Origin of the sequence: Grimontia sp. SpTr1 (assembly GCF_947387585.1) — a bacterium.
Classification (GTDB): Bacteria; Pseudomonadota; Gammaproteobacteria; order Enterobacterales; family Vibrionaceae; genus Enterovibrio; species Enterovibrio indicus.
Window position 1 is genome coordinate 1 of record NZ_CANDOD010000010.1, and the last position, 13,712, is coordinate 13,712.

Below are 13,712 nucleotides of genomic sequence, written 5' to 3' on the forward strand. Positions count from 1 at the left end.
TGCGACACTAGCTCAGCTGGTAGAGCGCAACCTTGCCAAGGTTGAGGTCACGAGTTCGAACCTCGTGTGTCGCTCCACTTTCTCTTAGAAGAGGTGGGAGTTGTCATCGTACTTGAACGGTGAAATACGGACGCGGGATGGAGCAGCCTGGTAGCTCGTCGGGCTCATAACCCGAAGGTCGTCGGTTCAAATCCGGCTCCCGCAACCACATTCGAAAGCCCAGACCTAGGTCTGGGCTTTTTCATTTCCCAATTCTATGTTTCTCTCCGTTATTATCGTCTAATCGTATGGCGAATATTAATTCGCAAATTATATATTTATATTCAATACGAAAAAATATAGAAATATATTTGATTAATAACTGAGCAAATCTGGTTCTAAGTTTCAAGTGATGAGATCTTGAATAAAACCATGTTTAGTTTATCTGTTGATATAGAGATTATTTAGTGGGCTTATTCAGTGTTACTCACTTTTTCTACGATTTTTCTTGATAATTTCTCCTGAAAGTAACCCTGCTTAGTGGTGTGCAGTTAGAGAGTTGCACTGCTTCAATCAGAAATCATGGTGTTACAATCCGCAATTACTTTACAGTCTAGTCAGTCTATTTTTTCATTCATTACGCCTAATTAAGTTTACTTTCTTATTTCTTGCGCTTTACGAGATCACCAGAAATATATTGAAACATTGTTTATTACGGATTTGTTAAATATGAGACATGCTTCGAATGGTGTCTATATGGCGCATGATCTCTAGCTATCAATTGATGTACTACTTCAACAGTACAAAAGTGTGTATTGGTTCCACTTTGGGTGAGCCTAATAACTTTTATAGAAGTCCAATAAATAAAAAATCAGCATTTGATTGGTATTTAGACAATAAATTTGGATTGCAGTACAGGGAAGATAAGTATGCAAAAATTGCAGCTAGGATGCGGCACTACTTTGCTGTTGTTGGCTTCTATTCCAACAACAGCGATGGCAGATACTGACGCTCCAAGTCCGTGGGGAGGCTCAACGAGCATTTACTATAGCCAAAATGGCTATGGTAAAGATGACTATCGTTCTATCCGCTCTATCAACTGGACAGCGACGGCAAAATACAAAATTAGCGATAACTACTCCGGATACTTAACCGGCGGTGGTTACCGAGCGTACGAAGACAAAACAGGAGACTTTTTCACTGATAGCGTTCTGGGTGTATCTCGATCATCACTCTATTCATTTGGTGAGACAGGTAACATTGGCGCATCTTTACAATTTACGATCCCCACTTCGGAAACATCCAAAAATGATGACCTCAAAACAGCCGCTAGGCTGGGTCTATCTGTTTCCGGTCAGGCAGCAGGATTTAACCTCTCGATCGCGCCGCGATATCGCAAAAATTTTCATCAATACAAAACAACGGTCAATGGAAAGGTGCTCGTAGAGCACTTGGTTTCTGTTGTTTCCAGTGTTGGCTATGGCATAGGTGACGCCTATTTATCAGGCTCAATCATCGGTGGCACTTCGTGGACGTATTCAGGCAATCGTCGTGATTGGACGTACGTCGGTCAACTGAGCGCTAGTTACAAGTTTACCGACTCGTTCTCAGGGGCATTGTCCGCATCTAACTCGGGGGTTTACTTCGATGCAGAGCAAGGCACGCTCGGTAACATTGACCTATTCGACGAGAAGTCGGCCACTTACACAGCCACTTTAACTTATTCATTCTAAAAGGACTTTGGCATGAAGTTTAATAGACTATTTTTGTCTGTTTCCATCACTGCTGCTTTAGCAGGGTGTGGAGCGGATGACCAAGCGTATGACACGCTGGCAAAACCGGAAAGCTTGACCTCTAAATCATCGATCAAAACCGATCAGGTGTACCTGTATATGCCTTCAATGGCGAAAGCTCCCCAATATGCAGTATCAATGGCTCCTTTCATGCAAGGCCAAGAAAAATTGGTCACCTTGTCATTTGAATACAGCAACCAAACCGATGACAAAGGCGATCTACAAGTTCGCATGCTCAGCCCAGATGTTATCAGCCAGGGTGAAATCGATCAGGGTGAATTGGGCCGATGGTTCGATACGCAATCATCTGAGCGTCCGGTTCTAGAGATACCAGTTAAATTCGTTGATTATCAATGTAGAGAAGATAGCTACGGCGACTGTACCAACGTCGAAGAGAAAGTGAACAATGATGAAGTTCCAATCGGAGATCGTCGCTTCATCGTTCCTGAATTTGAAAAAGTGGTAGTTCAAGAAAACTCTTGGAACGACTTGTTCTCCTTCGCCAGCGGATGTTACTCCAAAACAGGTTCGTCAAAACTTGCCACAGATAGTTTGAGTGGCTGGAAAGGTTACGAAGTCACTGAGGATGGCGTTATCAACTTTGAAGTTGAAACAACTTATAAAGTTGCTAACAACTGGCGCTGTATGATCAACGGGCTGGTTCAATCTGGCTTTGATATGAGTGATCTGTCATTTACGGTTTCGAGCTTCTACTCTCTCGTTCCTCTTGATTTGGTTCGCTCAAAAACTTACGAACCAATCGTTTATATGAAGGGTGACGAAGATACATTTGGTTTCTTCGCTAGTGAAGTTGGACGCCCGGATCCTTCATACGTTGGTGGTGAGTTTGACCAAGGGTTTGAATACCTGCATCGCTTCAACCCTGATCTTGAATATGTTGACTATCACCTGTCTGATAGCTTTGACCAAAACGAAGAAACTTTGTTCTTCAAGCGCGTGACACAAGATGTCGTTGATCGCATTAATCCACAGCTTGAAAAAGTGGGTGCGCCACAGATCCGTTTGCATGAACCTTCAGGCAAGCAGTCCGGTGACCTTCGATACAACGTGGTTAACTTGATCGATGAGCCTTTAGACAACGGTCTGGCGGGCTATGGTCCTTCAGCAGTGAACCCTGTTACTGGTGAAATTGTCCATGCGCATGTGAACCAGTACTCTGGTGTACTTCGCTCTATTTCTTACTGGCTTTGGGATCGTATCGTTGATGATTACAACGCTGGCCGAGTAGAGCAGATTGTTGCGACTACTACTAGCCCAGTTCAAGCACCGGTTATCGCTTCTGCTAATCAGTCTGATGTTGCGGTTTCAATTGTCAGCGAAAAAAGCATTGATGCCGAAGAAATTAATCAATTTGACCTGACAAGCAACTATGAGGAGCCAGCATTAAAAACTGAGTCTTTCCAAGAGTTAATCCTTGCAGTGCAGGAAGAACTTTTGGTTGCTGAAGATGAAGCGACATATGAAGATATGGCGGCTCTGCAAGCGCTAGAAACACGCTTGTGGCAGGAAAACAATATGTACCCTGTGTCTTCACTGCGTTCAGGTGCAACCTTCAAGGCACTTCCGACAACGATTGGCGGCATGACCTTCAATTGGAAGTCTAACGAATTGTGGAACGGCACTGTCGGCGAAGCAGGTAACTTGAAAAAATGGGCAGAGCTTGATGAAGCACAGCAAGAAGAGCTTAGCCTTTTCTTAGTAGGTGTTTTCTACGCCAAGACCCTTGTCCACGAATTTGGTCACAACTTTGGCCTGCGCCACAACTTCAAAGGCAGTAATGATGCTCCAAACTATTTCGATAGTTCGGAATTAGCAGAGCACGGCCTGAAGACGGTTCCTGGTTATTCATCGATCATGGATTACAATCCATCTTTGCTGAACGCGCTGCCAGTATTTGGACCGTATGATCTTGCAGCCCTTCGATTTGGCTATAAGCGAGAGGTCGAAGCAGAAAAAGTTTCTGTTGATAATGGCGTCCAAACTAGCGAAAGCGTATTCCTAAACACGTCATCTTATGACCGAGAGTTGCGTAATGCTGTCCTTGACCCATACACGCAGCCAGCTGACTTGGTTAGCGACGGTGTTATTAAAGGGATAGCAGCTGACAACCCATCAACACCATTGCGTAGTTACGAGTATTGTACTGATGGTAACGTTAGTTTGAATGATAACTGTAACAGACACGATGAAGGTCGTAACCGTTCGGAAATCATGGACTTTAAACTCGAGAGCTATGATGACCGTTACTACGCACGTACCGTTCGTGGAATGTCAGATAACTTCTCTGAAAGTACTGCGATGTCATATGCGCTTCGCCGTATTACACAGTTCAACGATTGGCGTAATTCGCTCCACATGTATGATCTGTACCAGAACAATGTCTTTATCAACCCACCATCTGATATTCAGATGCTAGGGTTTCCTGTGTCTTTCACAGCGTTCTGTGAAGATGACGCGAATGCGACTCAGTGGCCATTCGCAGCTTACTGTGGTGTCCCTCTAGCGGTAGATAAAGCGCGAGATCAGTTAGTTGATATTCTTTTGACTCCGGATCATACGTGTGAATTGGAAGATGCCACGGGCAATATTTCATATCGTAAGCTGGCAGATATCATCGGAAACTACTCTGACAGAATGAATTTCCCAGTGAACTACGTTCCTACGTCATGTTATGACGAGACCGTAACAACAACCTTGGGATCAGGCCTCACAGTTGTTGGTGAAGTTGGTAAATATCTCAACAGCGGCAAGGCACCTCGCCCTGCACCTGTAAATAATTACTCAAACTACATTGATTACATCGGTCATTGGCCAGACAAGCTGGCAGCGGCAGCGACTTTGACTAAACGAATTGGCGATCGTCGCTCTACAGATCGATCAACGAAAACGTTGTTAGAATTGCCTGAAGTATATGGATTGGATCAAGGATTCTACCAATTTTATCCGAAGGGCACTCTCCTGTTGGATTCCATTATTTTGGGTACTGAAACACTATACCTGAACTTCAAAGACGAGAATGGTGCTTATCACAAAGCTAAAGGAGACTTCAAAGCATTTAGTTGGGATGAAACTCTTGAGCGTATGCCGCTTTACGGAAGCTTCTCTGTCCGTAAATACTACGGTTTACCTCACTTTGAGGAAACTCCTCTTAACCGAGCGATCCTGAATGCGATGGTGATGAGAGCGGTAGTGGAAAATGTTGATGCAAGAGACACTGCTTTTGCTCGCTCAATTTCTATGCGAAGTGAGCGTCCAACAAGTGATGAGGTTCGTACTTTCGTAAGATCGAACGGGCTAACTTATTTTGCAGATGCTTCAAACACCTACGCTTGGAACATGATTCAGTTTACCAACGAGTTTAAAGCGATGCTTGCAGCTAAAAGTGCTGGAACAGATCTGGCGACGGTCGAAGTAACGACATTCACACTAGAAGAGTTCAATGATCCAGAGAGCTTTGCTAAATTGAGCCACCAATATCAGTACCAGCTGGCTTCTCTTGAAAATCTTCCTGTCTTCGACAGTGTTTGGGATTACTTAGTGAAGAACGCTATTAACTAAACCTAAGTTTCGTATACATTAATTCAAAAGCGTTGGGTGCCAAGCCCAACGCTTTTTTACTTTTTAGTGTACTGTTCAAAGATAGAAATAATTACAATGTCAAAATACTACCCAAGCATTGAACAGGCGATTTATGTCAGGAAACTCTACTTCGATACTCGACCGCACAGATATCGAAATCCTCCGCATTCTCCAATCCAATGGCCGCCTGCCGGTTGTTGAACTCGCTAAGCGGGTAAACCTCACTACCACACCTTGCTCTGAACGGGTAAAACGCCTCGAAAGGGAAGGGTACATCTCTGGGTATCACGCAGATATTTCCGCCGAGAAACTGGGTTTAGACGTGGTTGTGTTTATTCATATGCGCCTTGATCAAACCAATCTTTCCATCTTCGATAAGTTCGCCAAATCTGCCATGTTGATCCCCGAGATTGAAGAGTGTTACTCGCTGTCCGGTGACTTCGATGCCATGGTGAAAGTGCGTGTGAAGAACATCAAGGCTTATCAGAAGTTCATGTCGACCCGCATTATTCAACTTCCAGGTGTTATTCAAACTCGTAGTGAAATTGTTATTGCTGAATACAAGCGAAGTGCTGGGATCAATCCTGACCTTATCGCTTTGTCTTGAGAGCGAAACGTTAAGGCAAAGTGAAGGGCTAAAATTGTGCTTCATGGGTAAATAACCTAAAGAAATCGCTTTCAAAGGGTAATGACTTAACTAGAGCTATATATTCTCGCCTCATTTAGGTAACTTTCCCTCGAGACCCTGTCTAAAATTAACCTCATAACAATAATGTTAATAAAATGTTGAGGTGTTTAGATGGTCGCACCCATCCAGAGAGATACGATCAACTCTCAGGCCACTATCCATGCAGCGAAAGCTGTAGTGATGGTGCCACCTATTGATTTCAAATTTAATGTGGAAACCAGCGCAGATAACGAGTTCCAAAAATCTCTGGCTCTGACTGACGCTGAAATCCGTACTAAAGCGCTAAAAGAGTTTTACGGGATGGTCGAGCTGTTGCGTTCACATGGTGTGGATGTCACGGTAATGGATTATTCACCGACTCAGGGCGAGACGCCCGACGCCGTCTTTCCTAATAACTGGTTTTCTACCACTGCTGATGGTGATGTTTACCTCTTTCCAATGGCGTGTGAGAACCGCCGCCGGGAAATTCGTCCTGAAACCCTGGTAGATGCACTTCGTGAGTCTGGTTTCAACCCTACACAGGTTCTTCAACTCGGGAATCTGGAATCTCCAGAGGCTTTCTTAGAAAGCACAGGGGTGATGATCATGGATCATATCAATTCCACTGTGTATGCCGCTTTATCAGTGCGTTGTGACCGCAATTTGCTTCAGCAATATGTCAATCGTGCTGGATTCAAAGAGGTGATTTACTTTGACACGCGAATGTCTTCTGGCTCGCCTGTCTATCACACTAATGTGATGATGGCTGTAGGAGAGGGATTCGCAGTGATATGCGATGAAATCATTGAAGAATTCGAGCGTCGCAGAGTGTTGAACTCGTTGCAAAAGACGAAAGATGTCGTTTCAATTACCGAAGAGCAAATGGGTCAGTTTTGCGGCAACATCCTCCAACTTCAAAACGACAAAGGCGAGCGACTGATTGCGATGTCACTGTCAGCCTATAATGCGTTTACCTTGGAGCAAAAACGCGTGTTACGTAAACATGGCAAACTGGTTCCAATCGATGTTTCAACCATCGAAACCATTGGTGGCGGCAGTGTAAGGTGCATGTTGGGCGAGAATTTCTTGCCAGCATAATGAATAGAGTTTCCTACAGTAAGGCCGCTTAAAAGCGGCTTTTTTCTTATCTGACAAAGTGCTGCATTGAATTAACACTCCCCTCAAGTTGCAGAACCGGGCATTCGTCTTATTCTTAAGGTATGTCGCAACATCTATAACAAGATACACATCGGGGGCTAGCCCTCGCCTATGGGAGTGAAGCAAATGCCGGAAAGACGATATCGTCTTATCACACGAAGTGACTTCGACGGATTGGTATGTGCGGTGTTGTTAAAACACATCGATTTGATTGATGAGATCAAATTCGTACATCCAAAAGACATGCAGGACGGGGTCGTTGAGATCACCGAGTATGACATCACGACCAACTTACCTTACAACGCGAAAGCACACCTCTGTATCGACCACCATGCTTCTGAGATGATTCGTAACCAGGAGCTTAGCGCCAACCACATCATTGACCCAGATGCACCTTCAGCAGCCCGCGTTGTGTGGAAACACTTTGGCGGCGAAAACACTTTCCCGGACGCCTGGGAAGAAATGATGGAGGAGGTTGATAAGGGTGACTCTGCGCAATATACAAAAGATGAAGTGCTCTATCCGGATGGGTGGGGGTTACTGAACTTCATCATGGACTCCCGAACAGGCCTTGGGCGGTTCAGAGAGTTTCGAATTTCTAACTACGAATTGATGATGGACTTGATTGATTACTGCAAAGATAAACCTATTGCGGAAATCATGGCACTTCCGGATGTGAAGGAGCGCGTGGATCTTTATTTCAATCATCGCGAAAAATTTCAGGAGCAAATCAGGCGCTGTGCATCTGTGTGCGGCAATCTGGTTGTGTTGGACTTACGACGTGAAGACACAATATGGGCAGGGAATCGCTTCGAAATCTATGCCCTTTACCCACAGTGCAATATCTCCGTGCATGTGTTGTGGGGCTTCCAGAAGCAAAACACCGTGTTTGCCTGTGGCAAATCTATCTTTGATAAGTCATCACAGACAAATATTGGCGAGTTGATGCTGAAGTATGGCGGTGGTGGCCACGAAAATGCCGGTACCTGTCAGGTGCCAAATGAAATGGCCGCACAGATTGAAGATGAACTCATCGTCCAAATCAACAAAGATGGGTAGCGATAGATGAACGGTGAAGCCCCTCAAAAGAGGGGCTTTCTCTTTAGCCGTCGCTTGGCTCTTTCGGGGATAGTGGTAACCTGTCGAAAGACACGCCTTTCCAACCGGAATGGATGAAGTTGCGAATGTTGAGATGATCTTTACCGCTTGGGTGCGCGAGAACATCCTCTCTGTAATACCTGCCAAAGCACGCTAATACTGCGCGCTCATCCAGGCCATGAAGCTTACCAAAGGCAAATATCTTGCATGAACCTGCGTTTTGACCTGCCTTGTTGGTCAAGTCACCATTTATGAATTCGGCTGGTGAGTAATGGTAAAACCGATCGATCACCGAGATGGTGTCTTCAAATTCAACAAGTTCAGGGGTGTTAGATAGCTTGAGTAAGAAATTACTGAGTTGCATGATAGTCCTAACTGCTGATTGCTTAATGAACTGGCTTCTACTGCGAACCTATTCAGCTAGGTATCAGATTATTCGCGTAAAAACCTCGTTAAAGCATTTCCATAACGAAGTGTTTTAACAGGATGATACATTAAAGTGAAGTATCAATGTTGTTTCCTTATTATGTTCGAAAACTTATGGCGGGTTGTCTTTAAAGTAAGGCAAAAGTGAATCTGTTTCACTGTTGCTTTGTAAGATTGCGCTTGCTATGGCATAGATTTAAAGCAGATTGATTTCAAAATCGTCAAACGGACTTTCTCAGCGAAAAAAGGTATTTACAGCTTTCGGAACTGTAGCTAATATTCGCCGCACTTACGGAGAGATGGCTGAGTGGTTGAAAGCACCGGTCTTGAAAACCGGCATACGTTAATAGCGTATCTAGGGTTCAAATCCCTATCTCTCCGCCACTTTTAAATCAAACAGCTTTAACTAGGTGTTTGACTCAGAGGATGAAACATTCCTCCGAGAGATAGGGTGAAGAAGCCTAGACAGGGTTCAGCCGAGCGCGAAGCGACCGAGTAAATCCCTATTTCTCCGCCACATTCTGGAAGTTGGGCTGTAAAGTCGGATTTCATCAAGAATTGGAGCGGTAGTTCAGTTGGTTAGAATACCGGCCTGTCACGCCGGGGGTCGCGGGTTCGAGTCCCGTCCGCTCCGCCAACACAACAAAGCCCTGCAGGAAACTGCGGGGCTTTTTGTATTTATCAGATTCCAAGAGAAGGGACTCTCACGAGCCATGCGGCTCGAGTCCCGCTGGAGCGCCAGCCCGGCCGTTCCGCCACTGATTAAAGCCTGATGCGAAAGCGTCAGGCTTTTTTCTTATACGCGCCCCAGAAAGTGCTTCGCACTTTGGGTCGCGTCCGGGAGCCCGGCGCGTTCTAGTCCGTCCGCTCCGCCAACACAATGAAGCCTCGACAGAAATGTCGGGTTTTTTTTGTATTTGTCAGATTCCAAGAGAGGGGACTCTCATGAGCCATTCGGCTTGAGTACCGCTGGAGCGCCAGCCTGGCCGTTCCGCCACTGATTAAAGCCTGATGCGAAAGCGTCAGGCTTTTTCTTTTACGCGCCCCAGAAAGTGCTTCGCACGTGGGTTTTCTACAACGTCTGAACATACTCTTTGGGTGTTAGCCCGAAGACTTCCTTAAACCTCTGCGAAAATCGCGCTTCAGATTGATAGCCACAGGCAAGCGCAATATTAAGCTGTGAGCGGGAATTCTGCATGAGTGAAAGGGCGTAAACCATCCGGACGTTGGTCAGGATATGGCGAAACGACGTGTTTTCTGCAGCCAGCTTTCTCTTCAATGTCGCCGAGCTCATAGAAAAGTCGGCTGCAACGGATTCAACACTATGCGCATTGCCCGGGTTTAGGCTCAGATAGCTCGCAAGTTTTTCGCTCAAAGATTTATCACTTCCGGGGAAGAGAAGGTGCAAAGCATTGGCTTTCCGAATCTCAGCGTAAAATGCCAACAGAAACTGTTTTTGGGTTTCTTCAGACAGTGATTTTCCCGCCATTTCATACAAAACATCAAAACAGTACGCCAATTGTGGCGTGACAGAAAGACGCGGTTCTTCGGCTATTGGTGTTACCGGACCACTATCTTCAAGCCACTCGTAAGGCGGAGGCTCTAGAAAGGTTAGCGTTCTGGAAAAGAAATCGGTTTGTGAAGGTTCGTTGACGAACGTAAGGGAATGACTGGCCGGAACAACCAACCAGTCATGTGAGGAATACTGACGAGAGCAATCTTGCCACCAAAGCTGCTTCAATCCTCGGTTTACCCAGATAACGGTAGGGGCATAGACAAGTACGTTTCGAAGAGCCTGTTTTGTTACGCCACGAAATTGTCCAGTCTTCACCAGTGCTCTCGTCATCTCGATTCCTTATTCGTTCACATAGGTAGCGGTTAGCGTTGCTTTACCCAATGCGGAAGCATTCAACATGTATCCAATCAGCGCGTTAGATGGATTCTTTGGCAACGCCAGCTCTTCAGAAGGTAACGCCCAAACCGTAAATTGATAGCGATGCATTCCATGACCTTTTGGTGGGCAGGCACCACCAAAGCCGACAGCCCCGTAGTCATTTTCCATCTCGCGTGCTTGTTTCAACTTGCCTGATGCACCTTGATTTAGCTGGGTGGTTGAAGCGGGAATATCGAGTGCCAGCCAGTGCCACCATCCGCTGCCAGTAGGTGCATCTGGATCGTATGCCGTTATCGCAAAGCTTTTGGTCCCCTCCGGTGCATCTTTCCAACTTAATTGTGGTGAGAGGTTATCGCCTGAACAGCCGAAACCTTGGAATACAAAAGTATCTGCCATTCTTGAGCCTTCTTGAATGCCGCTACTGCTCAGGGTAAATGCGTGGCTATTAAACGCAGCGGCGACCAAAAGTGGAGCGATAAGTGTCAGTTTCATCATGATTCTCCTTGTCAATAAGTCGAACCATGATGCGGATCCTAGATAGGAATTTATTTACATTAAAGCTCAATGTTTGAAAATTAGATAGGCATATTGAGCTTATTGGTGATTTATGGGCGCTGTTAGAATGCTCACAGCCATCCCTTCTTCTTGAAATAAACCAAAGGCGCAACGCCGGAGGCGATCATCAATCCGATCGCAAAGGGGAAGCCGTATTTCCATTCCAGCTCCGGCATAAAGTGGAAATTCATACCATAGATACTGGCGACCACCGTCGGTGGCAGGAAAACAACCGCTGCAATTGAGAAGATCTTGATGATCTGGTTTTGTTCGATGTTGATAAAGCCCTGAGTCGAGTCCATCAGGAAGTTGATTTTGTCGAATAGGAAGGTGGTGTGGGACATCAAAGCATCAATATCCCGGCCGATTTCGTGTAACGTTTCTCTGTGCTCGTTTCTGCTTTGCAAATGGCGAAGCAGGAAGGAAATCGCACGTTGGTTATCCATCAAACAAAGGCGCACTTTTCCGTTACTGTCCTCAAGCTTTGCCAATTGCTCAATGCTTTCTTCCAAATCGGAATCGTCATCTTCAAGCACAGCATGGCTGACTTTTTCCAACTCGCGGTGCAAGTCTTCCAGCGTATCCGCATGGTTTTCGACTTTCTGCTCCAGTAAAGTCACTAAAAGGGTTTCTACATCTTTGCATCGAACTTGTCGACGTCTTGCGCGAAGCCTGAGTAAGCGAAAATCGGCAACGTCGCCATCACGAATGGTTATCAGACGTTCGCTCTGCAAAATACAGGCGACGGTGACTGTGGTGTGCCGTCCTTCACTTTTTGATAGGAATAGAGAGTGAACATGAAGGCCACTCTTGTCAGCGAAGTATCTGGCAGAGGTTTCAATTTCCTCAACATCATCAGATTCAGGTAAGTCGATGCGAAGTAAAGAGCTGACAAGTTCGCGTTCCGTATCAGTAGGATCGTGTGCATCTATCCATTTGGCTTGTTCCACCAACTGTTTGAGGTCAGCGTTTTCCCCAACAGGAATTTCCGTTATCGCGCCAGATTCAATCGTAAACAAACGTAGCATAATGACCCCTTAGCAATGCGGCAAATAAGAAAAAAGTGCAGGGCTGTGTTTTAATTCTGTGTTCAGATGGTGCTGACATTCAAGGTTGGGCGTGGGTATTGGCGTATACGTCACAGTAGGAAGACAGTTTGAATCGGGTGATACTGAGGTAACTTTAAGGCTGGCGGAGCTGCCAGCCTTACTGATTGGTTTGCGTTTTATTGAACCGGTTTTATGTCGATAGTGGCGCCTGCCGCTTCCAGCGCTTTTTCTAATTTCTCGGCCTCGCTTTTCGACAGCTTCTCTCTGAGCACAGCCGGAAGGCTTTCTACCACGGATTTGGATTCAATCAGGCTCAGGCCTGTCGCGTCTTTGACTGCCTGAATGATATCAACTTTCTTTCCATCTGCAGCGGTTAGCACCACGTTGAACTTCTGCTCTGCAATTAGCTGGTTTTTCTGCATCAGTTGTTTGTCGATGCCCTTGAGCTTCATTTCATCAATAGCGAAGTTGACGGCATTCAGCAGGCCTTGTTCGCCTTTGGGAATCAGGTAGCCAAACTGACTGCGGGTGAAAGGCTCTTCACACCGAGCAGCTTCCAGTTTGTCGTTGGTGACTTCGTAGAAAAGGCCTTCTGGCGTTTCCGTTACCATCACATCCACTTCACCTGCCGCGACAGCTTTTGGCACATCCAGATTGTTTTCAAACTTGGTGAAGCTGGCGTTCGGGAGGTTTGCATCCGCAAATTTTTCGTTGGTCCCGCCGATGTTTACGCCCACTCGAACCGAAGGCAGATTTACTGTCTCAAGAGAGTTGTACTTGCCAGCATTGCCTTTCGCGACGAGGAAACACTTACCAAAAACCATATAACCCTGAGTTTGTTCGGCGTTGAGTTGGCGCTGCATTCGGCGGGTAATGCCGCCCATGGCAATGTCGTACTTATCTTCTTTCAAGCCATCAAGTAGGGCTTTCCAGGTGGTGGGCACAAACTCCACTTTTACGCCGAGTTGTTCGCCCAGATATTGTGCAACATCGATGTCATAGCCTGAGTAGTTTTGGCCATCATAGAAAGAGAAAGGCTTGTAATCGCCGGTGGTGCCGACGCGAATAACGCCAGCTTCGAGAATATCGTCCAGTTGATCTGCAACTGCAAAGCTGGAAAGGGTTAGAGCCACTGACGCGATAAGGTGAAATGCTTTCATAGTGATACGTCTTTTTTTGGTTATTGGACGTTCTAATCTAGCAATCCCTTCAAAACGATAGAGTCTAACTAATGAGTATGCAACGCTTTTTGCTTTTTGAAATCACTAGCCTCTCATCCATCAACAAAGCGTCAACAATTCAAAAGCAAAGCGAACCCGATTCTCTCCCGTGTCAGCCAATTGCAGAAAAAATGCTCAAGCACTGCCAGCGGGAACAAGCCGCACTGGAAGCAGAGTGTGCTGCGATAGAACACGAGGTAGAACATCGTCCGCCGGCGCTCAGGGCCGGGAAAAGGCTGGAGGTTTAATACTCATTGAGAGCTATTTCTCGAT

General features: G+C 45.9%; 11 protein-coding genes, 4 tRNA genes and 1 pseudogene. 10 read left to right on the plus strand and 6 right to left on the minus strand.

Features of this window, described 5'->3' with window-relative positions:
• The first annotated feature begins 1 nt into the window (after position 1).
• From QL223_RS14650 to QL223_RS14680, 7 genes are all read left to right on the plus strand, one after another.
• Positions 2-77: transfer RNA gene (locus tag QL223_RS14650), tRNA-Gly, on the plus strand.
• Between the two features lie 54 nt (positions 78-131).
• Positions 132-208, plus strand: a tRNA-Met gene (locus QL223_RS14655).
• 700 nt (positions 209-908) lie between these two features.
• Positions 909-1,712 (plus strand): hypothetical protein, encoded by an 804-nt coding sequence (locus QL223_RS14660; protein ID WP_281545144.1) that lies wholly within the window; start codon positions 909-911, stop codon positions 1,710-1,712.
• Between the two features lie 12 nt (positions 1,713-1,724).
• Entirely contained in the window at positions 1,725-5,351 is a 3,627-nt protein-coding gene (locus tag QL223_RS14665; RefSeq protein WP_281545145.1) for a zinc-dependent metalloprotease, read from the plus strand.
• Positions 5,352-5,484: 133 nt separating this feature from the next.
• Positions 5,485-5,979 carry an Lrp/AsnC ligand binding domain-containing protein gene (locus tag QL223_RS14670; protein ID WP_281545146.1) on the plus strand — a complete coding sequence of 165 codons (495 nt, stop codon included), beginning with the start codon at positions 5,485-5,487 and terminating at the stop codon, positions 5,977-5,979.
• A gap of 192 nt (positions 5,980-6,171) precedes the next feature.
• Entirely contained in the window at positions 6,172-7,137 is a 966-nt protein-coding gene (locus tag QL223_RS14675) for an arginine deiminase-related protein (protein ID WP_281545147.1), read from the plus strand.
• A 186-nt stretch (positions 7,138-7,323) separates the two neighbouring features.
• Complete coding sequence (locus tag QL223_RS14680) at positions 7,324-8,256, plus strand: exopolyphosphatase-related protein (RefSeq protein ID WP_002542956.1); 933 nt, start codon at positions 7,324-7,326, stop codon at positions 8,254-8,256.
• 43 nt (positions 8,257-8,299) lie between these two features.
• On the opposite strand, the gene QL223_RS14685 is transcribed toward QL223_RS14680, so the two are convergent.
• Positions 8,300-8,659 carry a HopJ type III effector protein gene (locus tag QL223_RS14685; protein WP_002542957.1) on the minus strand — a complete coding sequence of 120 codons (360 nt, stop codon included), beginning with the start codon at positions 8,657-8,659 and terminating at the stop codon, positions 8,300-8,302.
• 355 nt (positions 8,660-9,014) lie between these two features.
• On the opposite strand from QL223_RS14685, the gene QL223_RS14690 reads away from it, so the two are divergent.
• Both QL223_RS14690 and QL223_RS14695 read left to right on the plus strand, forming a co-directional pair.
• A tRNA-Ser gene (locus tag QL223_RS14690) sits at positions 9,015-9,105 on the plus strand.
• Between the two features lie 176 nt (positions 9,106-9,281).
• Positions 9,282-9,358 (plus strand) — tRNA-Asp (locus QL223_RS14695).
• 435 nt (positions 9,359-9,793) lie between these two features.
• Here QL223_RS14695 and QL223_RS14700 read toward each other — a convergent pair.
• The 5 genes and pseudogenes from QL223_RS14700 to QL223_RS14720 form a co-directional block, all read right to left on the minus strand.
• The gene (locus QL223_RS14700; RefSeq protein WP_281545148.1) at positions 9,794-10,567 is read right to left on the minus strand and encodes an AraC family transcriptional regulator; all 774 of its coding nucleotides are present in this window, start codon (positions 10,565-10,567) and stop codon (positions 9,794-9,796) included.
• A gap of 9 nt (positions 10,568-10,576) precedes the next feature.
• The gene (locus tag QL223_RS14705; RefSeq protein ID WP_281545231.1) at positions 10,577-11,107 is read right to left on the minus strand and encodes a YbhB/YbcL family Raf kinase inhibitor-like protein; all 531 of its coding nucleotides are present in this window, start codon (positions 11,105-11,107) and stop codon (positions 10,577-10,579) included.
• Positions 11,108-11,241: 134 nt separating this feature from the next.
• Complete coding sequence (corA, locus tag QL223_RS14710; protein WP_002541617.1) at positions 11,242-12,198, minus strand: magnesium/cobalt transporter CorA; 957 nt, start codon at positions 12,196-12,198, stop codon at positions 11,242-11,244.
• Positions 12,199-12,395: 197 nt separating this feature from the next.
• Positions 12,396-12,671: a ribosomal protein L7/L12 gene (locus QL223_RS14715; protein ID WP_338035040.1), complete on the minus strand. Its 276-nt coding sequence runs from the start codon at positions 12,669-12,671 to the stop codon at positions 12,396-12,398.
• Positions 12,645-13,379 (minus strand): annotated as a pseudogene (locus QL223_RS14720) (transporter substrate-binding domain-containing protein); the annotation flags it as partial. The gene QL223_RS14715 and the pseudogene QL223_RS14720, both read right to left, overlap by 27 nt.
• A 71-nt stretch (positions 13,380-13,450) precedes the next feature.
• On the opposite strand from QL223_RS14720, the gene QL223_RS14725 reads away from it, so the two are divergent.
• Positions 13,451-13,687, plus strand: coding sequence for a hypothetical protein (locus QL223_RS14725; RefSeq protein WP_281545149.1), 237 nt, complete (start codon positions 13,451-13,453; stop codon positions 13,685-13,687).
• Positions 13,688-13,712: the final 25 nt, after the last annotated feature.

Coding starts and splice junctions, on each gene's coding strand:
- QL223_RS14680 (WP_002542956.1), top strand. CDS start 7,324: ATGCCGGAAAGACGATATCGTCTTATCACACGAAGTGACTTCGACGGA.
- QL223_RS14685 (WP_002542957.1), bottom strand. CDS start 8,659: ATGCAACTCAGTAATTTCTTACTCAAGCTATCTAACACCCCTGAACTT.
- QL223_RS14700 (WP_281545148.1), bottom strand. CDS start 10,567: ATGACGAGAGCACTGGTGAAGACTGGACAATTTCGTGGCGTAACAAAA.
- QL223_RS14715 (WP_338035040.1), bottom strand. CDS start 12,671: ATGAAGCTCAAGGGCATCGACAAACAACTGATGCAGAAAAACCAGCTA.
- QL223_RS14725 (WP_281545149.1), top strand. CDS start 13,451: ATGAGTATGCAACGCTTTTTGCTTTTTGAAATCACTAGCCTCTCATCC.
- QL223_RS14665 (WP_281545145.1), top strand. CDS start 1,725: ATGAAGTTTAATAGACTATTTTTGTCTGTTTCCATCACTGCTGCTTTA.
- QL223_RS14705 (WP_281545231.1), bottom strand. CDS start 11,107: ATGAAACTGACACTTATCGCTCCACTTTTGGTCGCCGCTGCGTTTAAT.
- QL223_RS14670 (WP_281545146.1), top strand. CDS start 5,485: ATGTCAGGAAACTCTACTTCGATACTCGACCGCACAGATATCGAAATC.
- QL223_RS14675 (WP_281545147.1), top strand. CDS start 6,172: ATGGTCGCACCCATCCAGAGAGATACGATCAACTCTCAGGCCACTATC.
- corA (WP_002541617.1), bottom strand. CDS start 12,198: ATGCTACGTTTGTTTACGATTGAATCTGGCGCGATAACGGAAATTCCT.
- QL223_RS14660 (WP_281545144.1), top strand. CDS start 909: ATGCAAAAATTGCAGCTAGGATGCGGCACTACTTTGCTGTTGTTGGCT.